At 65.4% G+C, this 24,233-nt stretch carries 20 protein-coding genes and 2 pseudogenes; 14 read left to right on the top strand and 8 right to left on the bottom strand.

Annotation, left to right across the window (positions count from 1 at the left end):
* Positions 1 to 3: 3 nt before the first annotated feature.
* On the bottom strand, positions 4 to 522 hold the full coding sequence (locus tag W823_RS51340; protein ID WP_023961573.1) for a PH domain-containing protein: 519 nt from the start codon (positions 520 to 522) through the stop codon (positions 4 to 6).
* Positions 523 to 735: 213 nt separating this feature from the next.
* Between W823_RS51340 and W823_RS51345 the strand changes: the two genes are divergently transcribed.
* Entirely contained in the window at positions 736 to 1,338 is a 603-nt protein-coding gene (locus W823_RS51345) for a hypothetical protein (protein WP_023961575.1), read from the top strand.
* 115 nt (positions 1,339 to 1,453) lie between these two features.
* Here the strand turns inward: W823_RS51345 and W823_RS51350 are convergent, their stop codons facing one another.
* Positions 1,454 to 2,287 carry a biotin--[acetyl-CoA-carboxylase] ligase gene (locus W823_RS51350; protein ID WP_023961577.1) on the bottom strand — a complete coding sequence of 278 codons (834 nt, stop codon included), beginning with the start codon at positions 2,285 to 2,287 and terminating at the stop codon, positions 1,454 to 1,456.
* A gap of 146 nt (positions 2,288 to 2,433) precedes the next feature.
* Here W823_RS51350 and W823_RS51355 point away from each other — a divergent pair, with 146 nt between their 5' ends.
* From W823_RS51355 to W823_RS51365, 3 genes are read left to right on the top strand one after another with little or no spacing between them, the layout of a single operon-like run.
* The gene (locus W823_RS51355; protein ID WP_023961579.1) at positions 2,434 to 4,062 is read left to right on the top strand and encodes an acyl-CoA carboxylase subunit beta; all 1,629 of its coding nucleotides are present in this window, start codon (positions 2,434 to 2,436) and stop codon (positions 4,060 to 4,062) included.
* A complete protein-coding gene (locus W823_RS51360) occupies positions 4,059 to 4,322 on the top strand; it encodes an acyl-CoA carboxylase subunit epsilon (RefSeq protein WP_023961581.1) in 264 nt (87 codons plus the stop codon). The genes W823_RS51355 and W823_RS51360 overlap by 4 nt, the downstream gene beginning before the upstream one ends.
* A gap of 24 nt (positions 4,323 to 4,346) precedes the next feature.
* Positions 4,347 to 4,979 carry a nucleoside triphosphate pyrophosphatase gene (locus W823_RS51365; RefSeq protein ID WP_031333140.1) on the top strand — a complete coding sequence of 211 codons (633 nt, stop codon included), beginning with the start codon at positions 4,347 to 4,349 and terminating at the stop codon, positions 4,977 to 4,979.
* A gap of 45 nt (positions 4,980 to 5,024) precedes the next feature.
* Here the strand turns inward: W823_RS51365 and W823_RS51370 are convergent, their stop codons facing one another.
* The 3 genes from W823_RS51370 to W823_RS51380 are packed head-to-tail and all read right to left on the bottom strand — an operon-like array spanning position 5,025 to position 9,037.
* The gene (locus tag W823_RS51370; protein WP_023961585.1) at positions 5,025 to 6,380 is read right to left on the bottom strand and encodes a hypothetical protein; all 1,356 of its coding nucleotides are present in this window, start codon (positions 6,378 to 6,380) and stop codon (positions 5,025 to 5,027) included.
* A gap of 36 nt (positions 6,381 to 6,416) precedes the next feature.
* The gene (locus W823_RS51375) at positions 6,417 to 7,757 is read right to left on the bottom strand and encodes a hypothetical protein (RefSeq protein WP_023961587.1); all 1,341 of its coding nucleotides are present in this window, start codon (positions 7,755 to 7,757) and stop codon (positions 6,417 to 6,419) included.
* Positions 7,754 to 9,037, bottom strand: coding sequence for a glycosyltransferase (locus W823_RS51380; protein ID WP_038254251.1), 1,284 nt, complete (start codon positions 9,035 to 9,037; stop codon positions 7,754 to 7,756). Before W823_RS51380 ends, W823_RS51375 begins: the two co-directional genes overlap by 4 nt.
* Before the next feature lie 168 nt (positions 9,038 to 9,205).
* Between W823_RS51380 and W823_RS51385 the strand changes: the two genes are divergently transcribed.
* Complete coding sequence (locus W823_RS51385; protein WP_023961592.1) at positions 9,206 to 10,483, top strand: glycosyltransferase; 1,278 nt, start codon at positions 9,206 to 9,208, stop codon at positions 10,481 to 10,483.
* A complete protein-coding gene (locus tag W823_RS51390) occupies positions 10,480 to 11,244 on the top strand; it encodes a glycosyltransferase family 2 protein (protein WP_235189646.1) in 765 nt (254 codons plus the stop codon). Before W823_RS51385 ends, W823_RS51390 begins: the two co-directional genes overlap by 4 nt.
* A 171-nt stretch (positions 11,245 to 11,415) precedes the next feature.
* Here W823_RS51390 and W823_RS51395 read toward each other — a convergent pair.
* A pseudogene (locus W823_RS51395) lies at positions 11,416 to 12,272 on the bottom strand (ABC transporter permease).
* Positions 12,272 to 13,270, bottom strand: a complete 999-nt coding sequence (locus W823_RS51400) for a daunorubicin/doxorubicin resistance ABC transporter ATP-binding protein DrrA (protein ID WP_023961594.1) — start codon at positions 13,268 to 13,270, stop codon at positions 12,272 to 12,274. The pseudogene W823_RS51395 and the gene W823_RS51400 overlap by 1 nt, the downstream one beginning before the upstream one ends.
* 606 nt (positions 13,271 to 13,876) lie before the next feature.
* Here W823_RS51400 and W823_RS51405 point away from each other — a divergent pair.
* From W823_RS51405 to W823_RS51440, 8 genes and pseudogenes are all read left to right on the top strand, one after another.
* Positions 13,877 to 15,319 carry a condensation domain-containing protein gene (locus tag W823_RS51405; protein WP_161634039.1) on the top strand — a complete coding sequence of 481 codons (1,443 nt, stop codon included), beginning with the start codon at positions 13,877 to 13,879 and terminating at the stop codon, positions 15,317 to 15,319.
* 46 nt (positions 15,320 to 15,365) lie between these two features.
* On the top strand, positions 15,366 to 16,823 hold the full coding sequence (locus tag W823_RS51410) for a condensation domain-containing protein (protein ID WP_023961600.1): 1,458 nt from the start codon (positions 15,366 to 15,368) through the stop codon (positions 16,821 to 16,823).
* Positions 16,804 to 18,147 carry a condensation domain-containing protein gene (locus W823_RS51415; protein WP_038254257.1) on the top strand — a complete coding sequence of 448 codons (1,344 nt, stop codon included), beginning with the start codon at positions 16,804 to 16,806 and terminating at the stop codon, positions 18,145 to 18,147. Before W823_RS51410 ends, W823_RS51415 begins: the two co-directional genes overlap by 20 nt.
* Positions 18,148 to 18,259: 112 nt before the next feature.
* A complete protein-coding gene (locus W823_RS51420; protein WP_023961603.1) occupies positions 18,260 to 19,165 on the top strand; it encodes a sulfurtransferase in 906 nt (301 codons plus the stop codon).
* Positions 19,162 to 19,590 carry a SufE family protein gene (locus tag W823_RS51425; RefSeq protein WP_023961605.1) on the top strand — a complete coding sequence of 143 codons (429 nt, stop codon included), beginning with the start codon at positions 19,162 to 19,164 and terminating at the stop codon, positions 19,588 to 19,590. Before W823_RS51420 ends, W823_RS51425 begins: the two co-directional genes overlap by 4 nt.
* A gap of 12 nt (positions 19,591 to 19,602) precedes the next feature.
* Entirely contained in the window at positions 19,603 to 21,078 is a 1,476-nt protein-coding gene (locus tag W823_RS51430; protein ID WP_023961607.1) for a condensation domain-containing protein, read from the top strand.
* Between the two features lie 201 nt (positions 21,079 to 21,279).
* Positions 21,280 to 23,066: pseudogene (locus W823_RS51435) on the top strand (biotin carboxylase N-terminal domain-containing protein).
* Positions 23,067 to 23,075: 9 nt separating this feature from the next.
* Positions 23,076 to 23,417 (top strand): hypothetical protein, encoded by a 342-nt coding sequence (locus tag W823_RS51440; RefSeq protein ID WP_031333148.1) that lies wholly within the window; start codon positions 23,076 to 23,078, stop codon positions 23,415 to 23,417.
* Between the two features lie 116 nt (positions 23,418 to 23,533).
* Here the strand turns inward: W823_RS51440 and W823_RS51445 are convergent, their stop codons facing one another.
* The gene (locus W823_RS51445) at positions 23,534 to 24,094 is read right to left on the bottom strand and encodes an NTP transferase domain-containing protein (RefSeq protein WP_023961614.1); all 561 of its coding nucleotides are present in this window, start codon (positions 24,092 to 24,094) and stop codon (positions 23,534 to 23,536) included.
* Positions 24,095 to 24,233 lie beyond the last annotated feature (139 nt).

Below are 24,233 nucleotides of genomic sequence, written 5' to 3' on the forward strand. Positions count from 1 at the left end.
GGGTCAGCGCCGGAAGCTGTTGCCGTCCGGGGCATCGAAAACCTCGTGATAGAGCAGTGAGTGCACGCGTTCCACGTTCGGGATGTCGTTGAACTCGAGGGGGTCTTCAGACGCCGACTCGATGATGAGGGTGCCCGTTCGGAGCATCCGATCGATCAGTCCGTGCCGGAACTCCACCGAGTTGATGCGCTGGACCGGGATGTCGATACCCGAACGGGTGATGATGCCGTTGCGGTAGGTCACCCGCCGATCGGTGAGGACGAAGTGGGTGGTGCGCCAACTGATCAGGGGCCGCACGAAGAACCAGAGGACGATGAAGAGCCACAACGCGGCGATGACGATGCCCAGGATCATCTTTGCCGTGGAGTCGAGGTCGGCATTGGACAGGTAGCCCCCCGCCACACCCGCGGCGGCAGTCGCGACAACAAAGATGAGCGCGGGGGCCAGCAGGCATTTCCAGTGCGGATGGTGATGCACAACCACACGTTCGCCCTGAGCAAGGATGTTCTCCGGATACCCCATCGACAAATCCTCCCGTTGATGACCGTGGCGTACGGCGACTCGCCCGGTCGGTGCCGTAATCAAACCAGAATCGGGCCTGTCCGAACCACAGGCAGCGCCTCGACGGCCCGCCGGTGGGGACGCAGACGGCCCCGGGGGCGCTACGGTGGACATCTGATCGTTCTCAGGCCGCAGCAGCGCTGGTCGGTAAACTCGCGCGCAGGGAGGTGCACGATGTACCCGAATGACCCGTACGACCCGAACAAGCCGCGAACAGCCCGGTTCGACCGTGGCTACGAACCCGAATCACAGGCTTACAGCCAGGCGTACGACCAGGGGGCTCCGCCTCCGGACCCGTACTACGCCGCTGCGCCACCACCGGCCGCGCCGCCGCGACGGCGCCCCGCCACCAACCGGCCGCAGGTCAATCCCACGATGTTCATCGGCGGAGTCCTCGCCACCGCCATCGTGACCGGCCTCGCCGCCTGGCTCGTCGCGTGGATCATCCGGCTGGTCATCGAGCGCATAAACGAGACCGGGAAGCTCGGCGTGTGGAATCCGATGGCGAACGACGAGTACTGGTTCGCCATCGTCGCCTTCCTGTGCGCCCTGTTCGCAGGAGCGCTCTGGTACGTCCTGCAGCTCACCACACCATCGCCGAGCCAGTTCTTCTCCTGGATCGTCGGGCTCCTGATCCTGGCAGCCATCTTGATCCCACTGCTGCTGTCGCGGGATTGGACGACCGGGATCTCGACCGCGATCATGCACGCGGTGATCGGTATCCCGATCCTCCTGCTGATCCCGGCGATGGGCACCAAGAGCTACGAACGTCGCTGACGGCAGCGGGTTGCGATACGGCCTGCGGTAGGGCGACAGTCCGGCGTCGACCCGGTTGGTCTGTCGACCCGGTTGGTCCGTCGACCCAGTTGTTCCGTCGACTCAGTTGTTCCGTTTAGTCGGTGACCCTCAGGTGGGTGACGTCGCCGGCCGCGACCGCCACGTTCTGACCGGGAGCCACCTCGACGACCACTCGGCCGATGCTGTCGATTGCTGTCGCCAGCCCCTCGATCTCTTCGCCCGCGGGCATCTGCACCCGCACTCGATGCCCGAGGGTCGCGCAGGCAGCCCGGTAATCGTCGGCCACCGCGCCGAGATCGCCCGGCCACTGGTCCAGTCGTCGTGACAGTGCTCGCAGAACGGCGCCGGCGAGCTGGGTCCGGTCGACGGAGGCTCCCGCCAGGTCAAGTGAGATGGCGGTCGGGACCGGCAGTTCGGCCTCGGTGAGGCTCACGTTGATCCCGAGCCCGATCACCACCACGGGCCCGCTCGGTCCGTGGGTGAGCTCGGCAAGGATCCCGGCGACCTTGCGTCCGCCGTAACCGTCATCGGTGGCGGTGTCGTCGCCGAACAGCAACACGTCATTGGGCCATTTGAGCCTCGGACTCAGGTCGGTGGTCTCGGCGATACCCTCGACGACCGCAAGACCCGTCAGAAGCGGTAACCATCCGAGCGCCTGAGGTTGGTCCGACGTGTTCGCCGGCGCCGCGACCGACAACGCCACCTGCGCTCGGGTCGGACTCTCCCACTGCCGGGAATGTCTGCCACGCCCGGCGGTCTGGTGCTCGGCGATCAGCACGGATCCAGCACAATCGGTGGACCCGGCAAGACTCACCAGATCCGCGTTCGTGGACCCGGTCTCCTCGACCACGCGAACCGACCGCCATCGGGTGCCGGTCACCGCTTGTCGAAGGGCCTCGTGGTCAAGGGGCGCTCGCTCGTCGGTCATGAGGTCTGAGCGTAGAGCGCGAGTGACGCGATCCGCCACGGAACAGAGCGAAGTACGTGTGTCGCTCGGTACCGAACCAAACGTGAGAGAAGCCTCAGGTTAGCCCGCTCACACCAGCGAAAACGGGTGTGGATAGCATCATGGCCATGACGAGTGCCCCCCAGGACGTGCCATCGACGCCGGATATCCACACGACTGCAGGAAAGCTCATCGACCTGCACAATCGTCTCGCCGAAGCGAAGCATCCAGTCGGAGAGGCGGCGGTCGAGAAGACCCACGCCAAGGGAAAGCTGACCGCCCGCGAGCGCATCACCCATCTGCTCGACGAAGGTTCGTTTGTCGAGCTCGACGCCCTCGCCCGTCACCGCAGTACCAACTTCGGACTCGCCGAGCGACGTCCACTCGGAGACGGTGTGGTGACCGGTTACGGAACCATCGACGGACGTGAGGTCTGCGTTTTCAGCCAGGACGTCACCGTCTTCGGCGGCAGCCTCGGCGAGGTCTACGGCGAGAAGATCGTCAAGGTGATGGACCTGGCGATCAAGACCGGCCGTCCGCTCGTCGGCATCAACGAAGGTGCCGGTGCCCGCATCCAGGAAGGTGTTGTCTCCCTGGGTCTCTACGGCGAGATCTTCCACCGCAACGTCCGGGCCTCCGGTGTCATCCCGCAGATCTCCCTCATCATGGGTGCCGCGGCCGGTGGCCACGTCTACTCACCCGCCCTCACCGACTTCGTGGTGATGGTGGACGGCACCAGCCAGATGTTCGTCACCGGACCCGATGTCATCAAGACGGTCACCGGTGAAGACGTCACGATGGAAGACCTCGGTGGCGCACACACCCACATGGCAAAGTCCGGTGTCGCGCACTACGTGGCCAGCGACGAAGAGGACGCGCTCGACTACGTGAAGGAATTGCTCAGCTACCTGCCGAGCAACAACCGGGCCGAGGCGCCGCGCTTCCCTGTGGCACAGCCGGCCGCGGGATCGATCGAGGACACCCTCACCGATGAGGATCTCGAACTCGACACCCTCATCCCCGACTCCCCGAACCAGCCGTACGACATGCACGAGGTCATCCGCCGCATCCTCGATGACGACGAGTTCCTCGAGGTGCAGGCCGGCCGCGCGGCGAACATCATCGTCGGCTTCGGTCGCGTCGACGGCCGCAGCGTCGGCATCGTCGCGAACCAGCCGACCCAGTTCGCCGGCTGCCTCGACATCGACGCCTCGGAGAAGGCCGCGCGCTTCGTCCGCACCTGCGACGCTTTCAACGTGCCGATCATCACCCTGGTGGACGTCCCGGGATTCCTGCCGGGCACCGACCAGGAATACAACGGAATCATCCGGCGCGGCGCGAAATTGCTCTACGCGTACGGCGAGGCAACGGTTGGCAAGATCACCGTCATCACCCGTAAGGCCTACGGCGGCGCGTACGACGTCATGGGATCCAAGCACATGGGTGCCGATGTGAACCTGGCGTGGCCGACGGCCCAGATCGCCGTCATGGGAGCCTCGGGCGCGGTCGGATTCGTCTACCGCGGCAAGCTCAAAGAAGCTGCGGCCAACGGAGAAGACGTGGATGCGCTGCGCTTGCAGCTGCAGCAGGAGTACGAGGACACCCTGGTGAACCCGTACGTGGCAGCTGAACGCGGCTATGTCGACGCGGTCATCCCGCCGTCGCACACCCGCGGTCAGATCGCCACGGCGCTCAAGCTCCTCGAGCGCAAACTCGTCAACATGCCACCGAAGAAGCACGGGAACATTCCGCTGTGAGTGCAGACAACACGCCAGAGACGAACGCTGCGGACGGCACCGGTGACGCCGCTGCGGCGCGGCCTTTCCTGCGAATCGTCAAGGGGAATCCATCGGACGCCGAGATCGCCGCGGTCGTCGGTGTTTTCGCCTCGGCAGGCGGTTCGGGTGTGGAAGAGGACCCGGGGCCACGCAACCTGTGGGGCAACCCGTCCGACCGGCTGCGTGCCGCCGGCGGTCTTGCTCCCAACGCTTTTCCGAACCTGGCCTTCGGTTACTGATCCGATGCACACGGGTGGGCGCCGATGACCCGGGTGGTCCTGGCATCGGCGTCGCCCGCACGCCTGCGGATCCTGCGGGCCGCCGGTGTCGATCCACTGGTCGAGGTCTCGGATGTCGATGAAGATGCGCTGATCGCCCAACTCGGCGACACCGCATCTCCCTCCGACGTCGTCACCACCCTCGCAAAAGCCAAGGCGGACGATGTCGCCGGCCATCCGGGCATCTCCTCGATCGATGACGCGATTGTCATCGGGTGTGATTCGATGCTGCACCATCGCGGCATCCTGTCCGGCAAACCTCACACTCCCGATGTGGCTCGCGCTCAATGGCTTTCGATGCGCGGCTCGGTTGCCGACCTGTTGACAGGCCACTGTGTGCTCCGGATACGCGAAGGCTCGGTGGTCGCAGAGGCTGTCGCGTTCGCGGGCACCACGATTCGCTTCGGCTCGCCCACCGATGAGCAGGTGGACGCATACATCGCCACCGGCGAACCACTGGCGGTGGCCGGCGCATTCACGCTCGACGGACTCGGGGGCTGGTTCATCGACGGTGTCGACGGCGACCCGTCGTCGGTGATCGGCATCAGTCTGCCGCTGGTTCGGACCCTGCTCGATCAACTCGGGGTCAGCGTGACCGACTTGTGGTCGGTCCGTTGATGATTGCGACGACGCGGCGCCCATAGGGCTCAGGCCCCGCGAGCACTACCAGAAGGTGCACGGCAGCCCCCACGAGCTGAGCTCCTCACCGATCTGCGCCCGAAGTGTGCCGACATCACCGAAGTGGTCTGGGTGGATACCGAACACCGTGATGGTCACCTTGTCTCCGTATTCCACCGCCCACGCCGCCACGGCGGGACCTTGAGCACGTCGGTTGGCAATCGGCCGACCGCGGACGATGGCGCGGATGCCAAACGATTCCGCGGTCTCGGTACCGAGCCGAAGCGCGCTGGGCGGCACCACCCCGAGATTCGAGACGGTGGTGTCGGGGCCGGGCACCGACTGCATCAGCTTTCCGATCAGCCGCGCCGGCAGGAGCCGGACCACCGGTTGCAAGTTGTCGGCCATCTTGTCCGACTCGGCGTCGGCGTAATCGATGAACGCCTGCTTGCTCAATGCCCGGATCTCGGCCAGGCCTCGCTGTGGGCTGACCGGTCCGTCGATCCGAATCCACACGCCGCCCGAGGCGTTGGCCCGTTCGTCTCCGGCCTCACGTTTGCTGACCGCCATGCACACCCGGAGCTGGTCATCCACCGGAAGGTCCGTCCGCTTCACCAGCCCGGCAAGTACGGCCGTGAACAGGCTGTTGGTGGTCCCGCCATGCTCTCGTGCGGTGTCGGCCCACCGCTCGCGATCCACATCGAGGATCACCAGGGTGGTGTCCGGGCCGGGCGCATCCGGTGATGTCTTGGTCGACGGCGCTGCACGCCGCGACGGGCTCGGCGCCTTCGTCTGATTCCGCAACGCACCGCCGAGAATTCTGAGCGCCCTGGCCGCAGCCAACAGCTGGCCGGCGGCATCCACCACGTCCGCTCGACGACCAGTGCGGCCCCCGGTCTCCGCATGAGTGGACAACCGGTTCTGCGATGTGCCCGCCTGGGCCGCCGCCAGTGCCGCGTAGACCCCCTCACCGTCAGAGATCATGTGTGACACCAGCAGTGACAGCACCAGCTTGCCCGATCGAGTCCGCGCGGCGTCCAACCTCCAGCCCCTGCCCGCTGCGGGCGCGAGTTCGCCCTCACGCACTCGCGTGTCCAACCAGGAGGCGATGTCGTTGTCACCGATCGGCTTGTCGTCGATCGCCACGTCCGGGACGTCGTCGACCCGAACCCACCGGTCACGTGCGAACGGGACTGTCGCACAACGCACTTTGCGGTTGAGCGGACCTGCCGACAGCTGGTCTCGCAGCCGAAGCACCACTGCCTCGCCCGGGTCAGAGGCGAACACCCACAGGAACTGGATCGGCGCGCTGAGCCCGAAGAGCCGTTCGGCGAGATGGTAGGACTCGTCGGGTCCGGTGACCCGATCGAACCCACCGACGAGGCGTTCGGTCGTCGTCATTGTCGCGCCCTCTCGTTGTCCTGGAACATGTGCTTGTCACCAGAGCCGAAACGGCACGCCCCACGCCCGGAGTTCCTCTGCGAGAAAGCGGCCAAGTTCTGCACTGTCGGCGATGTGCATCTCGTCGAACGCGGCAACGGAAAAGGTTGTGGTTCCGCCATATTCGAGTAGCCATGACTGCACGCCGTCCCCGAAGCGGTACGGCAGTGCCGCATCCACTCCCTGCGCGATCCCCCGGAAGGCAACTCCTGATGCCGCCACCCCGCCCACTTCGGCGAGCTCTGGGGTGAACACTCCGAGATTCGAGGCCACCGCGTCGGGCATCCCATCCCCACTGCTCACCGCCTGGATGATCAGCTGCGCGGGCAACAACCACATCAACGGCTGGAGGTGGATCATGGCGGGTCGACGACCGGCGTCCAGGGCGGTGAACGCGGCCTTGCACTGTTGCCGAATGTGACGCAACGTCCCACCGGGAACAGGTTCGTCGGTGAGTGTCACCGACACACCCGCGGTCGCGTTCGCCCGGTCGTCGCCGTCTGCCCGCTGACTGACGGGGATGCCCACCTTGATCGGGACACCGAGTGGTGCGCATCCGCTCGAACGCAACACTCCGGAGATCACGGCGATGAACAGCGAGTTGGACGTACCGCCGTGCTCGGCAGCGACTTTGGTCCACACGTCGGAGTCGACACTCACCGTCGACCAGGAGGCGTGCGCACGGGGCGCACGTTCGTGCATGGGCAGGCGCGGCGCTCGGTCGATCGCCCCGCGCTTGCCGAACATCGACGCACCGCCCGCCGCAGCTGCGCGCACCACTCCCCCGATGGCCGAACCGATATCGGACAGCAGATCCACGCCGTCGTCGATCAGTTGCCGCCGCGGACCGACGGCAGATATCCCTGAGCACAACGGTTCTGGTCTGCGGTCAGTGAACGCGTCGACAGCCGCACCGACCATGTTCTGTCCGTCCGTGACAAGGTGAAGAGCGGTCAGCGACAACGCGTATCCGCCCTGTTCGGTGAACACGCCACGTAGCCGCCACGGCGGCCCCGTCAGCGGGTCGAGTGGCGCCGACTCGAGTTCGGAGTCCGCCCACGCCCCCACCAGATCCGAGTCGATCGGCGTGACATCGATGATCAGATCGGGGTGCGTGTCCGCCCGCACCCATCGCGGCCGGACACCGGGTAACCCGGAGACGGCCACGAGTCGGTTCAGCGGGCTCGATGCCAGGTTCCTGTTGATCGTGGCCAGAGCCTCCCGGCCCGGCGGCTGGTCGAATGTCCAGACGATTTGCAGCACCACGGACCAACCGAGCTCCCGGTGGAGGAACCAGTACGTGAAGTCCCCGGCCTCGAGCCGGCGCGTACGATTCATCGGCTCGTCACCACAGCCGGCGACCAGTCGGTGACCGATGCCTCGATCAGATCAGCTGCAGCCGTCGCTGCCTTCTCCGGCGAGATGAGTTGTGCGGCCACTGCGTTCGCGCGCCTGGTGTACTCCGGATCGAGGACCGTACAAAGCCGGTCTTCGAGCGAGTGCGCATCCAACTGCGACAGCGTCATCGAGGCACCGACTCCGAGACGCTCGAGTTGAGCGCCCCAGAACGGCTGATCCGAACCCACCGAGCAGACCACAGCAGGTTTCGCCGCACGCAGTGCGGCCGATGTGGTCCCAGCTCCTCCGTGGTGGACCACCGCCCTACACGCGGGCAACACAGTCCGGTGGTCGACCTGTCCGACGATGCGCACGGTGTCGTCGGAGCTCACGTCGAAGTCGTTCCACCCGGCACTGACCACGGCGCGCTCACCCACGCCCCGGCACGCCCGCCCGATTGCCGTGACCAATGCGCCGGGATCCGCCACCGGCATGCTCCCGAACCCGAAATAGATCGGTGGTGTGCCCTCGGCCATCCAATCCCGTAGTCCCTCCGCATCTTCCGACCATCCGCATGCGCTGTCACCCAGGCCGACAAAGCCCACCATCGGCCGGTCGGCACCCCACTCCTCGGCGAGGTCCGCACAGAACAGCGGGTCGTACGCCTGTATCTCCCGTGCCCCGTACGTCGTCATCCGGCTCGGTAGGTTGCTGCTCGCGCTTGCCATACCCATACGCGCACGCTCCCTGTTCTCCCGCTTGCGCGTCAGGCCCCAGAGCGCGGCGTCGACCATCTTCCAGCTGACCCGGTTGACCAGGGGCGCCAAGGACAGCGGCGCACCAGGAAACGGTGAGAAGTAAGAATTCGACCGCACCGGCGCGTGGTGCAACGAAATGAGCGCTATGCCATGGTGTTCGGCGAACAGCAAAGCGACCTGTTCGGTGGTGAACCCGGTGACGATCGCGTCGGCCCCTTCACTCAACTCGACCATCGTGTCGATCATCTCCGCCCAACCGACATCACGTAATTCGTTGAATGCCTTTAGTCGTGCGGCCGGTCCACCCGACCGCACCCGGGTGCGCACCAGCTCGGACTTCATGTGCGCACGGGTGTCGTAACCGAACGGGACAACATCCACCCCGAACCCGGCAGCGAACTCGACCAGATTGGGTGGTGCAGCAAAAGTGACAACATGACCACGACGCTGCAACTCGGCACCGATCACGGCCGCGGGCTGGATGTCACCGCGCGTGCCACTGAACGCGAACAGTAGCTTCACGTCCCACTCCGCATCAGTTCCATGCATACCGATCGTAGGGCAGCGGCACCGCTTGCGCAGCGTCAGAAGACCGGCGTCACATCATCTGCCGAGCACGCTAAGTCTGCCTGGCTCTTACGATTTGCCGAACCCACACCGCCCCCCGATACTGTGCGGACGAGGAGGACCATGAAAATTGTTCTGTCCTGCAACGGCAGCCGGGGTGACGTGCAGCCGGCGATGGCACTGGGTTCTGCGCTCGCACGCCGAGACCACGCGGTGACCCTGGCCGTTCCACCCAATCTGGTCTCATGGGCGGCCGATTCCGGCCTCGCCACCCAGGCATGCGGTATCGACACCGACGAACTCCTCGGATCAGATCTCGTGACCAGAGACCTCAAATCATCGAATCCCGTGAAACGCCTTCGAGCCGTGTCCGAGATCACGCTGCGCGGCGGAAGTCGGTTACAGCATGATCTACGCGCCGTGGGACAGGGCGCCGACGTGATCATCGGCGGCAGTGCGGGCCAGGAGCGCATACTCAATGTGGCTGAGGCTCTCGGCATTCCGTATGTGCCACTGCACTACTGCCCTATCCGCAAGAACTCGGTGGTCTCCCCGCTCCCTTGGCTACCGCCCTCGATCACGGCGCACAGCTGGACGATCCTCGAGCGCATACTCTGGCACACGAGCGCATCCACCGAGAACGAGCTGCGCCGCGAACTGGGGCTCGGCCGCGCGAAGACTCCGGCCGCATCGCGCATCACCGGGCAGGGCGTGCCTGAACTGCAGGCCTACGATCCGCTCCTGTTCCCCGGCCTCGGCGACGAATGGGGGCGGAGTCGTCCTCTTGTGGGCTTCCTGGAGTACCTCCCTTCTCGGCCAAAACTGCAGAGCGACTTGACACATCGCTCGCTCATCGACTGGCTCGCTGCCGGCCCGGCTCCGCTGTATGTCGGCTTCGGCAGCATGAAGATCGGGGACCCCAGCATCATCGAGCATGCGATCGTCGCGACCGCCGAACGACTGGGGTTACGTGTCCTGCTCGTCGCCGGCGGCAGCGATCTCTCCATCGACTCCGCCGATGACCGCTTCTTCGTGACGTCCACCATCGATCACAAGACAGTGCTTCCTCGGTGTACCGCAGCGGTCCATCACGGTGGAGCGGGCTCGACTGCCGCTTCTCTGCGTGCCGGATTGCCCACCGGCATCTGCTGGTTCGGGGCGGATCAGCCCATGTGGGGGCGACAACTCACCAGGCTGGGGGTCGGGATGTCCACGCCGATCTCCGGCATCGACTCCGACAAGCTGACGTCCCTGGTCAGCGCCCTCATCGAACCGGGCCGGCGCGAAGTTGCCCGAGCCACGGCCACCTCGATGATCAAGCCTGAGTGCGCCGTCGCTTCAGCCATCACGATCATCGAGGAAACCGTCAGCCCGCACCTACCGAACAGAGGAACCAGATGAACTCGAAGATCCTGTCCGTTGTCGTGCCGGCGTACAACGAAGAGGAAGCGATCGGACCATGCCTCGACAGTCTGATCGGCCAGCTCGATTTCATCCGCGAGATCATCGTGGTGGACAACAACTCCACCGACCAGACCGTCGACATCGTGTTGTCGTACGCGAAGCAGATCCCCGAGATCTCCCTGATCTCGGAACCGCAGCAGGGTCTGGTGTACGCACGAAACACCGGACTGGACACAGCAACCGGGGACGCGATCGCGCGGATCGATTCGGACACGATCACGCCGCCTCACTGGGCACGCACCGTCGTGGAGTTCCTGCAGCACGACACCGAACAGCGGTGGGCCGCACTCTGCGGTCGGGGCGAGGCGTACGGGCTGCCGTACGGGGACGCTGTCAAACGCCTCAAGAACCGCTTCGATCCACTCCGCGGTCGTCGCCGACGCCGGCATACGGTGAAAGACGTACCCGTTCTGTACGGCTCGAACATGGTGGTCCGGCGCGAGACCTGGCACCTGGTACGCGATCTGGTGAGCATGCGCCGAGACGTCTTCGAAGATGTGGACACCGGGCTGTGTGTGCAAGCGGTCGGCGGCAGGAACGCTTTCCTGCCCGACATCACCGTCGGGGTCTCACCACGACGAATGGAGTCGAGCATCCCGGCTTTTGTCCGATACATGAGCTACCTGCCACGTACCCTGTTGCTACACAAGCGTTATGGATTCGCCGCGGCCGCCGTGTTGGTCTACCTGCCTGTGTGACCCTCCTCCACGCCGGTCGGTTGCTGGTCATCCGGACCTACGACAAAGAGTCGGACACTTTCGCCGCAAAGCATCTGTTACGACCGGTCACCGATCGAATCGCGCCGTGATCGGCAACCGCGGCCCTGGGCCGTCCGCGGTCCATTGCCGTCCGGGATGCCCAACGGACGCTCAGGTTTTCACCATGTAGACGCGCAGGGTCAGCGGGGCGAAGACCATCAAGACGATGAATGCCCCTGCCAGCGACCATGCGATCTCCGGGCCGAAGTGCCCGTCGACCGCCAGTTCACGGACTGCGGAGACCAGGTGTGAGACCGGATTGACCGACGCGAACGCCTGCATCCACCCGGGCAGGGTATCCACCGGCACTAGAGCGTTGGACACAAACGTCAGCGGCATGAGCACCAGCATCGAGACCCCCTGGACGGTGGACGCCTTGTTCATCAACACCCCCATCAGCGCAAAGATCCAACTGAGTGCGAATGCGACGACGATCACCAGTACACATCCGGCAATCAGTCCGGCGATGCTGCCCGGTCGGTATCCCATCGCGAGCCCCACGAGCACGGTCACGCCGGTGGCGATGACATATCGCACGACATCCGCGAGCAGTGACCCGGCCAGTGGTGAGATACGGGCGATGGGCAGGGATTTGAAGCGGTCGAAGACGCCCTTGTCGAGGTCCTCCCGTAATTGCACGCCGTGGTGACCGACGCCGCCACCGCGACCTGCACCAGCACTCCTGGGATCAAGATCGGCAGGTAGGCGGGTACGTCTCCGGCGATGGCACCACCGAAGATGCTGGAGAAGAGCACCGTAAGCACGATCGGCAGCACAACGACGTCGAACAACTGCTGTGGGTTGTGTTTGAGTTTGAGCAGACCACGACGGGCCATCGTCAGTGCCTGGGACACCGACTCGGAGACCGACACGTGATCGGCGATCACCCGGTCGGCCAGCAGTGCCGCGACCTTGGGGTCGTACCCCTCGACGCAGATCGTGCCGCGAGTGGATGTCTCCAGCCCCATCAGGCCGCGTCCTTCCCTTGGTCCGGTATCGCTTTTCGGTCGCCGTCCCGGCCTTTTGTCTGTTGATTCCCGGTGATCGCGAAGAAGACCTCATCGAGGCTCGGCCGCTGTACGGTCATCTCAAGCACACCGATCCCTGCCGCACGCAGGGCGAAGAGCACCTCGGGCACAGGCTCCATGTCGGTGACGGGCACCGCCACGGCCGCACCGGCAATGCTCACCTCCGAGTGGGTGATGGCGCCTGCGATCCGAGCAGCGTCCGATGCCGTTGCGGCATCGATCAGATGGAGCATCAAGGTGGAGGTGCCGACCGCGGCTTTGAGGTCGTCGGCCGTGCCATCGGCGACGAGGCGACCGTTGTCGATGACCGCGATACGGTCGGCCAGCTGGTCGGCCTCCTCGAGATATTGGGTGGTGAGCAAGACGGTTGACCCTCCGGAGACGAGATCCCTGATCGTCGACCACATCTGAGCCCGCGTACGGGGGTCCAATCCGGTGGTCGGTTCGTCGAGGAAGATGAGCGGCGGCCTCGAGATGAGGCTTGCCGCCAGATCGAGTCTCCGTCGCATGCCACCGGAGAAGTGCTTGAGCGTGCGGTCGGCAGCATCCTGGAGGCCGAACTCAGCGAGCATCTCGTCGGTCTTGTTCGTGGACTGGGTCTTCGACAAGCCCAGGAGTCGACAGAAGATGTTCAGGTTCTCCGCCGCGGTCAGATCCTCGTCCACCGACGCATACTGTCCGGTGACCCCGATCAGCGACCGCACCGCGTTGGCTTGTCGGACGACGTCGAATCCGAACACCTGCGCCCGCCCCTCATCTGGCCGCAGCAAGGTCGCAAGCATCCGAACGGTGGTGGTCTTCCCCGCTCCGTTCGGGCCCAGCACTGCGTAGACCGTCCCCGCCGGAACTGCCAGATCGATGCCGTCGACCGCATGGAAATCGCCGAAACTCTTCTTCAGACCGGTTGCCTCGATGGCCAGACCAGAACCGACTGCCATATCCATCTCCCTCATCTGACAGTTGTTGGTGCATCACGACTGTTGGAGCATCACGACGATCATGTTCAAGGACAACCTGTTTCGCCGATGCCCGGCGTCACCGGTGCGGACGGACAGATCGGCGGAGCACCCTTCCCGAAATCTGTTCCGGCACAGCACCCGGCCGCAGTGCACCCCAGCGGATCCTGAAGACGAGTAGGGCTGCGATGCGCACCCGCCTGTGACGAACATAGCCTTGTCGAACATCGGGTGGCAACCGCTGCCATGACGCGTGCTTGCGCCGACGTCAAATTCTGCGGTGCCGATAAACACTGTCCAACACTGTATTTCACAAGCACGACACACCAGCGACACGTGGTAGCAAAACGAATGGCAAGAACTTCGGGCCCGCGTGACGAACACCACGTCCTTTTGCCGAGGCAAAGACCCATATCCGGTCCTAGTGTTGAGGAGCGCAGCGAATACTCCCGCGCATCCGGCGCAGTGCGGCGTCACCCACCTCCCCCTCCTTCCCGCGGGTTCCCCTGTCGTGCGTGATCATCCCGAATCGGATACTGCAACATGGAATTCACTGAACTGGCTGATTACCACCTACCGTCCGGGCGGGTGACCGAATGGACTCCGAGCACCGAGGGTGACGGCGAGTGCTGGGCGGTCGACAATCGGCCGCTGACCTATGTCCACGAACACCACGTGGTCCGGGGGGTCGCCTACAAGGGGCGGGACGTTGACGAATCATCATGGTTGGGAGGTGTTTTCGAGGTTCACGAACGCTACGACGAAAGGGCACTCGCCCGCACGTTGCGAAGCTGGATGCTCCGGCACGAAGCCCTCCGAACCACGGTGGCCACCGGGGTCGACACGACGGGTGCCATCTCGATGACCAGGCTCACCAATGCCGGATGCGTTCTCGACATGCGACCACGTGTGGCGGGGCCCATCGACGCATCCGCAATCCACGACCACCTCACAGGCCTGTTCGATTCCCGGATCTCGGCACTGCGGTGGCCACACTGCCTCGTGGTTTCCATCACCGAGGTCGAAGGTGCCCCGCATCCAGACGGATTCGTCCTGGTGTTCGCGGCGGACCATTCGGTGATGGACGCCTACTCGATGTTGTTGTCCATCAATGAAATACAGCGTTTGTACGCGTTCGAGCTGCGCGGGGCAGAGCATCAGTTGCCGCAGATCGGCAGCCACATCGACTTCAGTGTCACCGACCGGCTCGCCGGAGGATGCCTCACCGCCGATCATGTGGCGGTACGGGCTTGGGACCGTTTCCTGGGCGTCGGCGCCGGCGCGTTCCCCGCCTTCCCACTGCCCGTCGAGGCCGTAGGCGCACCACACGTCACCGACTGCGACATCGCGGACCGGCCACAGGCGGGCACGTCGTCATGGCTTTTGTCGAACGAGACTGCCGCAGTGGTGAACGCACACTGCAGGCGACTCGGGTTCACACTGCAATCAGCCGTCCTTGCTGCACTTGCGACCACTACCCGCGAACTCACCGGGTTGAACACCCTGCGTTTCACCATGCCGGTGCACACCCGCCACGAGTCGCAGTACGCCGAGTCGGTCGGCTGGTACGTGGGCATCATCCCGGTCGAGATCGACATCACCTGCGCACAATCGTTCGCCGACTGCATGTCCGCCGCCGCCGCGGCAATTGCGGAACGCAAGGACTTGTCTCGTTACCCGTACCCGCGGGTGGCCGAGTTGCTCGAGAACCGGGCGGTTCCGCGATTCGTCGTGTCCTACCTCGACGTGCGATTCGTTCCGGGGGCGCACGATTGGGTCCGGTGGCGCGCGCACACGCTCCGCAGCGCGGCCTATTCCGGGGACGAGGTCTACTTCTGGATCTCCAGGACACCCGAGGGACTGAACATCTCGGCTCGGTACCCGGCCACCGATGTGGCTTCTACGAACGTGGCGGCCTTCATCGCAGGTCTCGGCAACCAATTGGCGGAGCTGACCCAGGAACACCGATTCCATGTCTCCGCACCTGCCCCGTTCTCGCTGACGTACTCGGAGGACAAGTTCCCCGCGTAGTCGAGTCCCCTCGAACACATCTCCCTCTCAGACAAGGAGCCAGGACGTGATCCTCACCGCGATGGATTGGTGGACGCCTGCCCCCGGCGTATTGCTGGAGTGGCACCCGAGTCCCGCGTCGGCCGCGCGAGCCCTGGCCGCACCGACCGCGCCTGGCCCACTCACGTTCTTGCAGGAGAACCACCTTCGCGGTTGCCACGCGACCGCCGACGCGGGTGGCGAACACAACGCATATCTGGGAGCAGCCACCGAAGTGGACGGTCCGATCGACCTTGCGGCGCTCAGTCGGGCCCTGCGCACTCTCACCCTTCGGCACGAGGGACTGAGGACCTGGTTCCGCACCGACACCACGCAGATCACGCGCATGCTGGTCGAGCCCGACGCGGTCGCGTTCGAGGCGCACCGCGTGGGCGACTTCACGACCGATACCGAGTTCCGGCGGTACATCCACGCAAGACTCGGCGCCGAGGCCATCTCCACGAGCTGGCCAGGCTTCGCGTTCGGGGCCATCAGCAGACCGGACGGTTTCACGATGTACTACGGCTGCGACCACGCCCTGTCCGACGGCGCCTCACAGGCACTCGTGCTCGACGAGATCGCCGAACTGTACGAAGCCGAGAAGAATGGGACCGCGCCACCCCCGCACGTCAGCGCAGCCACGGGCAGCTTTCTCGACTACGCGAGCCTGCAGAACGACGTCGCCGCACGGTTCACCGACGAATCACCCGAGGTCGCAGAGTGGGTTGATATCTTCGCCTCCCACGGCGCCGCGATGCCGCGGTTCCCGCTCGATCTGGGGCTCGAGCCCGGAGAAACCGCGCCGGTGCGGCCGATCGAGTTCGACCTGCTCGACGCCGCAGGCGCCGATCGGTTCGAACGTGTGTGCAGACAGTCCGGCGCAGGTGTGATGGGCGGCATATACGCAGCTGCAGCGTTAACAGCGCTCGAACTCACCGGCCGTACAGACTACTTCGCCATCGCCGTGCTGGGCACCAGGTCGACGGAGTTCGCGCTGTCCCAAGGATGGTTCTGCAACTTCGCACCGGTGGCGTTCGACGTGGCGTCCGCTGGTTCGTTCACCGAGGTCACCGCGGCCGCCCACGCCGGCCACGTGAGGGCAAAACGTCTCTCGTCCGTGCCTCTGCCCGTGGTCATCACGGCACTGTTGCGTTCAGGAATGGATCCCCGCGATGTCGCCGGGACGCCGAACCTTCTGTCTTACCTCGACTTTCGGCGATTTCCGGGCGACGGACGGCCCGCACACGATCGTGGTGTCATATTCACCGGCGAGGGTCGCACCGCTAACGCATCGATGTGGTTCAACCGCGACCGCACACGGCTCTACCTGGGACTCCAGACCCCCGACACGGCAACGGCGCAGCTCGAGATCAAGCGATATCTGCAGCGCCTCTGGGAGGTGATCGACACCGTCGCACGCGAAGGTGACTACGCTGTTGCGAGTACCCCCGTCGAGGAGCTTGCGCTTGCACGTCACCACGATTGACCGCTACTCGCCCGACCCCGGTGTCCTCCTGCGGTGGTCGGTGGACACCTCCGCGGATCGCGTGGTCGCCTCCGCGGTGCCACCCTCGTTCAATCAGACCTTTCATCTCGCCGGCGGGGAAGATGGAACCATCTGGCTGGCAGCAGCTTTCGATGTGGACGGCCGAATCGACACCAAAGCACTCGAACGGGCGTACCGCCTACTGATCGCACGGCACGGCACCTTGCACAGCGGGTTCGTACGAACCGACGGCGGAATAGCTCGCGAACTGCACGACGCATCGCACATCACCCTCGTTGCGCGCACCGGGATCGAGACCACGTCGTCGGTCGATCTCCGCGATCTGCTGTGGAACTCACTGAACGATGCCTGTCACCCGTTCGGCTTTCCGGCCTACCTGTTGGCAGCCATCGACCGCGCCGACCGCTCAACGGTGTTCTGCGGATTCGACCACTCACACGTGGACGCCTACTCCATGTCGATCATCGTGGGCGATCTGCACCAGCTCTACCACGCCGCCAAGGCCGAACCGGGTGGTTTCATCGCCGACAAAATGCCGATGGCAGGCAACTTCGTCGACTACTGCGCCGCGGAATCCGACGCTGCGCCCATCCGGCGGTCCGACCCCCGCATGCGGGCGTGGCTGACCTTCTTCGACGAGCACGAGAACACCGCCCCGTCGTTTCCACTCGACCTCGGACTGCTCCCGGGTGAGAAAGCGCCGCAGGCGGTCGACCTACGTCATCTGCTCGGGCCCGAGGCCACCGACCGCTTCGACAGCCGGTGTCGGCGCTCCGGGGCGAGCACTTTCGCCGGCGTTCTCTCGGCGATGGCACAGACCGTCCGCGGCCTCGGCGGCGGTCCACAGATGTCCATGCTCTTCCCCGTGCACACCCGACGCACGGAGCCGTGGCAGAACGCGGTCGGGTGGTTCACCACCAATGCACCACTCGAGGTTGTCGCGGACGAGAACTTCGATGAGACCGTCGCCCGCACGGGCCCCGCGTTACGCGCGGCGGTGAAGCTGGGCGAGGTGCCGGTGCCCCAGGTGCTCGAGGCGATCGGCGGTATCCACCGCCGTCGCGACGACATCTTCATGGTCTCGTACGTCGACTACCGGAGACTGCCCGGCTCGGGCACACACGAGGAGATCGGGGCGACCCACATCTCGAACGTCACCACCGCCGACGACGTCCAGTTCTGGATCTCCCGCACAGATCGGGGGCTGGCCCTGCGCACCCGCTACCCGGACACCGAAACGGCTGTATCCGTCATGGGCACCTTCCTCGACGAACTGGGTCGCAGGCTCGCCACCGAGTGGTGACGCGTCCGGCATCAGGTCCTCCGGCCCCGTCCACTGCGTCGGTGTTGCCGTCGGCACTACGCTCAGGGGGTACACCCGCACGCATCGTCCAGCCCGATTTGGAGCACCGCACGTGACCGTTGAGATCGACAACAATCCCGGCTTCGCCGACTATGTTCATCCAGAGCGTCTGGTGAGCACCGAATGGCTCAGCGCCCACCTGGGAACCAACGGCCTCAAGATCATCGAATCGGACGAGGACGTGCTGCTGTTCGACATCGGCCACATCCCCACCGCACAGAAGGTCGACTGGCACCTCCACCTGAACGACCCGGTGACCCGCGACTACATTTCCGGCGAACAGTTCGCAGAACTCATGCGCAGCAAGGGCATTCGCCGCGACGACACCGTGGTGATCTACGGCGACAAGAGCAACTGGTGGGCCGCGTACGCACTCTGGGTCTTCACCCTGTTCGGTCACGAAGACGTCCGATTGCTCGACGGCGGCCGCGACGCCTGGTTCTCAGAGGACCGCGACATCACCCTCGACGTCCCGGTGTACCCGGAGTCCGACTACCCGGTCGTCGAACGAGACGACTCGCTGATCCGTGCGTTCGCCGACGAGGTGCGCGGAGCACTCGGTACCGAACCACTGATCGATGTCCGTTCGCCGCAGGAGTACTCCGGTGAGCGCACGCACATGCCCGAGTACCCCCAAGAGGGTGCGCTGCGTGGCGGACACATCCCCACCGCGGTCTCCATCCCGTGGGCCAAGGCGGCCGCCCCGGACGGCCGGTTCAAGCCGAAGGCCGAACTCGACGAGTTGTACGCCGACTTCAAATCTGATGAGCCCACCATCGTCTACTGCCGGATCGGCGAGCGGTCGTCGCACACCTGGTTTGTGCTCACCCACCTGCTCGGGTTCGAGAAGGTACGCAACTACGACGGGTCCTGGACCGAATGGGGCAACGCCGTGCGTGCTCCCATCGTGACCGGAATCGAACCCGGAACCGCCCCCTCGACAAGCGGCAAGAGGTGACGGCCGCCCTCGATGAGATCGCCGAGGACTTCTCGGCGCTCACCGACTCCGAGAAGATCCAGCTGCTGCTCGAGTTCTCCGACGAACTACCCGAGCTGCCGGACGATCTCGCCGAAGCGGCGATGGAGCCCGTACCCGAATGTCAGTCCCCGCTGTTCCTCTCGGTGGACGCGAGCAACCGCGATTCGGTGCAGCTGTACTTCAGCGCGCCGCCCCAGGCGCCGACGACACGTGGCTTCGCGTCCATCCTGTACCAGGGCCTCAACGGTGCCGGTGCTGACGAGATCCTTGCCGTACCAGGCGACTTCTACACACGGCTGGGACTGGAATCGGCGATCAGCCCGTTGCGACTGCGTGGGATGTCGGCCATGTTGTCGCGGATCAAGGCACATCTGGGCCCGTCGAGCCCGGTGCCGGGACGATGAGATCGCGTTGTCATGAAGTTCATCCAGATGATGGATCAGCCCGTCGAACCTGGCGGGCTGGTCGAGTGGTCGCCCTTCACCGAGGGCGGATTTGCGCAGTGGACGGCTGATTCGCGGCCCACGTCGCACAATCACGAGCAGCATCTGCGTGCCGCATTCGAATACCGGCTGCGCACCAAACGTGAGGGCGGCCGCGAATCGTGGCTGGGGCTCGCGATCGATTTCGACGAGCCGATGTCGGTACCGGCCATCCGCGCGGCACTGTCGACCTGGATCGACAGGCACGAGGTGCTGCGCAGCCATGTTGTCATCTGGGCGGACCGACTGGCCCGGCTGACCACCCCGCCCGGATCGGTGAAGCTGAAGATGGGGCGGGTGGGCTGGTACGGCGAACCCGGCCCCCTGCTGGATCAGCTGGCAGGTTCCTTCGACCGGGCGACCGCGCCGCTGCAATGGCCCGCTTACATCTTTGCCACCGTTGCGCGCGAGGACTCGTTCACGCTGCTCTTCGCGGCCGACCACTCTCTGGTGGATGGCTACTCCCTGATCATGGGCCAGTACGAACTCGTGGCGCTCTACACCGCGCACCGGCGCAAGGTGGAGCCCGACCTGCCCCCGGTGGGGTCGTACGTGGACTTCAGTGCCCATCAGCGGCGAGAGGCAGACTCGGCGGGCACCGAGCACGAGGCCGTTGCGGTGTGGGCCGATTTCCTGCGCGACTCGGGCGGGGAACTGCCCCGGTTCGACATCGCCGACGAGGACGGGACGGCGGTCGAGGCCCCGACCCCGTCACCGCAGCCGGGTACCGATCTGATCCCCCAGGGCTCGATCACGGCGGATCTACTCGACGACGAGCAGACCAACCGATTCACGGCGGTGTGCTCAGCGGCGGGCGGCTCGTTGCTGTCCGGGGTGATGGCGGCCCTGGCGATCGTCTACGCCGAGCTCGGCGGAGGCCCGGTGTTCCGGTGTGTCATCCCCCGGCACACGCGCACCGATCAACAATGGTTCGGGGCACTCGGCTGGTTCGTCGCCACAGTCCCTTTTCGTCTCGACACCTCAGGCGCGACCGATTTCGGACAGATCATCGCCCGGGCGGCGGACGAGATGCGTCGCGTCCGCAAAGCCGGGAACCTGCCCTACCTGCGGGTCGGCGAGATCCTCGGACACACGGGAGACACAGACATCCCCGACCCGAGATTCGTCGTCTCGTTCATCGATCTGCGTTTCGCCCCCGGACACGCCGAGGCAGACGCCGGCCGGGCGAGGGTGCTCCGTAGCCACAACTACTCGAACGAAGAGGTGTACATCTGGGTGCACCGCACTGCTTCGGGCATCCGCATCTCGTCGCGCTTCCCGGCACAAGGCCGCACCCATCGGCAGGTCGGACGTTATCTCGGCGCCTTCGGAGACTTTCTCAAAGAGGTCGGCAATCGCAGCACCTACGGGCCGCAACCGGGCGCCCCCGAGCACGAATCGGCGCCTTGAAAAAAACGTTACCCGTGAGTAGGTATCGGTGACCGAACGAGCGATCTGTGGGCCAACAGTCGTGCCTGTTCGGCGGGGTGCTTAGACTCCATCTAGTGCCGTCCCCCACATCCCGCGGGAAGGCATGCCCACGTAACAACACATCGAAATCGCCAGACAGTGTCACCGACGCGCATCGACCAGCGCCCAACAGGAGATCAAGTGCCAAGTCACGCCAGCACAGCACTCACGAAAGTCCTCATCGCCAACCGGGGCGAGATCGCGGTACGGGTCATCCGGGCTGCCAAGGACGCCGGATTGACCAGCGTCGCGGTGTACGCCGAACCGGACGCCGATGCTCTGTTCGTGAAGCTCGCCGACGAAGCTTTCGCACTGGGCGGTCAGACCTCGGGCGAGTCGTACCTGGTGTTCGACAAGATCCTCGACGCCGCGGCCAAGTCCGGGGCCGACGCCATCCACCCCGGCTACGGCTTCCTCTCGGAGAACGCCGACTTCGCCCAGGCTGTCATCGCGCCGGGCTCACCTGGATCGGGCCGTCGCCCCAGTCGATCCGCGACCTCGGTGACAAGGTCACCGCACGTCACATCGCGCTGAAGGCCAACGCACCGATGGCCCCGGGTACCAAGGACCCTGTCAAGGACGCGGGTGAGGTCGTGGCCTTCGCCGAGGAGCACGGTGTCCCCGTCGCCATCAAGGCGGCATTCGGCGGCGGCGGCCGCGGCATGAAGGTCGCCTACACGATCGAAGAGATCCCCGAGCTGTTCGACTCGGCCACCCGTGAGGCAGTTTCGGCATTCGGTCGCGGAGAGTGCTTCGTCGAGCGCTACCTCGACAAGGCGCGCCACGTGGAGGCCCAGGTCATCGCCGACCAGCACGGCAATGTGATCGTGGCAGGCACCCGCGACTGCTCGCTGCAACGCCGCTTCCAGAAGCTCGTCGAAGAGGCGCCCGCACCGTTCCTCACCACCGAGCAGCGCGAGAAGATCCACTCCTCGGCCAAGGCCATCTGCAAGGAAGCCGGCTACTACGGCGCGGGCACGGTGGAGTTCCTCGTCGGTTCCGACGGCCTCGTGTCGTTCCTCGAGGTCAACACCCGTCTGCAGGTCGAACACCCCGTCACCGAGGAAACCGCCGGCATCGACCTCGTCCGCCAGCAGTTCCGCATCGCAGCAGGCGAGAAGCTCGAGTTCACCGAGGATCCGACCCCTCGTGGTCACTCGTTCGAGTTCCGCATCAACGGTGAGGATGCCGGCCGCGGCTTCCTCCCGGCTCCCGGACCGATCACCGTCTACAAGGAGCCGACCGGCCCCGGTGTCCGCGTCGACTCCGGCGTCGTCGAAGGCGACGTGATCGGCGGCGGGTTCGACTCCATGCTCGCCAAGCTGATCGTCACCGGTGAGAACCGTGAGCAGGCGCTCGAGCGGTCACGACGCGCGCTGGCCGAGTTCCAGGTCGAAGGTCTGGCGACAGTCATCCCGTTCCACCGCCACATCGTGTCCAACCCGGCCTTCATCGGTGACGGCGAGGGCTTCGACATCTACACCAAGTGGATCGAGACCGATTGGGACAACCCGATCGAGCCCTACACCGGTGGACAGCCCATCGAGGACGACGACAACGAGCCCCGCAAGACCGTGGTGGTCGAGGTCGGCGGACGGCGCCTCGAGGTGTCGCTGCCGGGCGATCTGGCCCTGGGTGGTGGCGGATCCAATGGCGTCGCCACGAAGAAGCCCAAGGCACGCACACGTGCCAAGGGCGGCAACGCCGCTGTGTCCGGTGACGCCGTCACCGCACCCATGCAGGGCACCGTCGTCAAGGTCTCGGTCACCGAGGGCCAGGAAGTCGCCGCGGGCGATCTGGTTGTCGTTCTCGAGGCCATGAAGATGGAGAACCCGGTCACCGCCCACAAGGACGGTGTCGTGACAGGCCTGGCCGTCGAGGCCGGTGCCGCGGTCACTCAGGGCACGGTCCTGTTCGAGCTGAAGTAGGCGTACGCCATCGAGGCTGTCGAGATCAACGCCGGCGCGTGGTACCTGCGGGCGTTGCGTGACGATGATCGGGTGTCGGATCGGCCGGCGCTGGCTCTGGCCGGTGTCACCGACCCCGATCACGTGCGCGCCTGCGAGCGCGGCTGGGACGAGGAAACCCGCTTCACCTGGGCAGTATGTGAGCCGACCACCGGCGAGATGCTCGCCGAGGTCGCCATCGAGCCCCAGGGGACCGGTAATGCAGCCCGATTGACCGGCTTCGCCCGGGATGGCTACGACGAACCGCTGGCGGCAGCTCGAATCGTGGTGCAGCGCTTCGGTGAAGGCGCGCTGGGCTACACCTTCGACTGACCGTTCCACAGAATCCGCAGAAACCGCAGAAAATTCGCGCCACCTCCTCACATTCGCGCCGGTTGCAACCGGCGCGGACGCGGGCAGGTGGCGCGAACTCGTGCGCAGTCCCCGCTTCAGACGTCCGGACGGTCGTGGTCCAGCCCGGTGCCGAGGTCGGTGCAGTCGACCTCGATGACGTCGGTACGGGCAGCGAGATAAGGTCCCGCCCCGCGGTCCCCCGACAACGCCTCCAGGACTACATCGAGATGGTCTGCCCCGAGGTAGACCGGATGTCCGGCAGACCCCGCGAATGCGGCTCTGCCCAGTCGGTCGGGCCGGGGACCGCACGCGCCCAGAAGTCGCCGCACCTGCTCGCCCGTCACGTCCGGGATGTCAACAACATGTAAAACCACTCCGACGAGATCGGGGACGTCGGTGGCTTCCAGAAGCGCCGTGCGCACCGACTCGCTCAAGCCCCTGCGCCAGTCCGGTACCTGTACGGCCCGCGCTCCCCCGGGCATCTCCGGGGCAGCGGCACCGACGGTGACGAGCACCTGTCCGCATCCGCCGTCGCCGAGCGCATCCACCCCGGCACGCAGCCAATCACCCTGATGCGCAAGTATTTTCGGCATCCCGTATCTGGTGCCCGCGCCGGCCGCCAACAGAATCCCGACCACCGTTCCATGCTCTGGCATGCCGCCGGGGCCCGCCCTCGTACTCGATGGTGCTGCCCTGCCACCGGCGTCTCCGTTGGCTGTCTCGCCCGCCGTGCGCTCCAACGGTCGACCTCCTCCGGGCCTGACGGCCATGGATATATCGGTTCTGCTCGCCGAG

The sequence above is a fragment of the Williamsia sp. D3 genome, assembly GCF_000506245.1.
In the GTDB taxonomy this organism is placed as follows: Bacteria; Actinomycetota; Actinomycetes; order Mycobacteriales; family Mycobacteriaceae; genus Williamsia; species Williamsia muralis.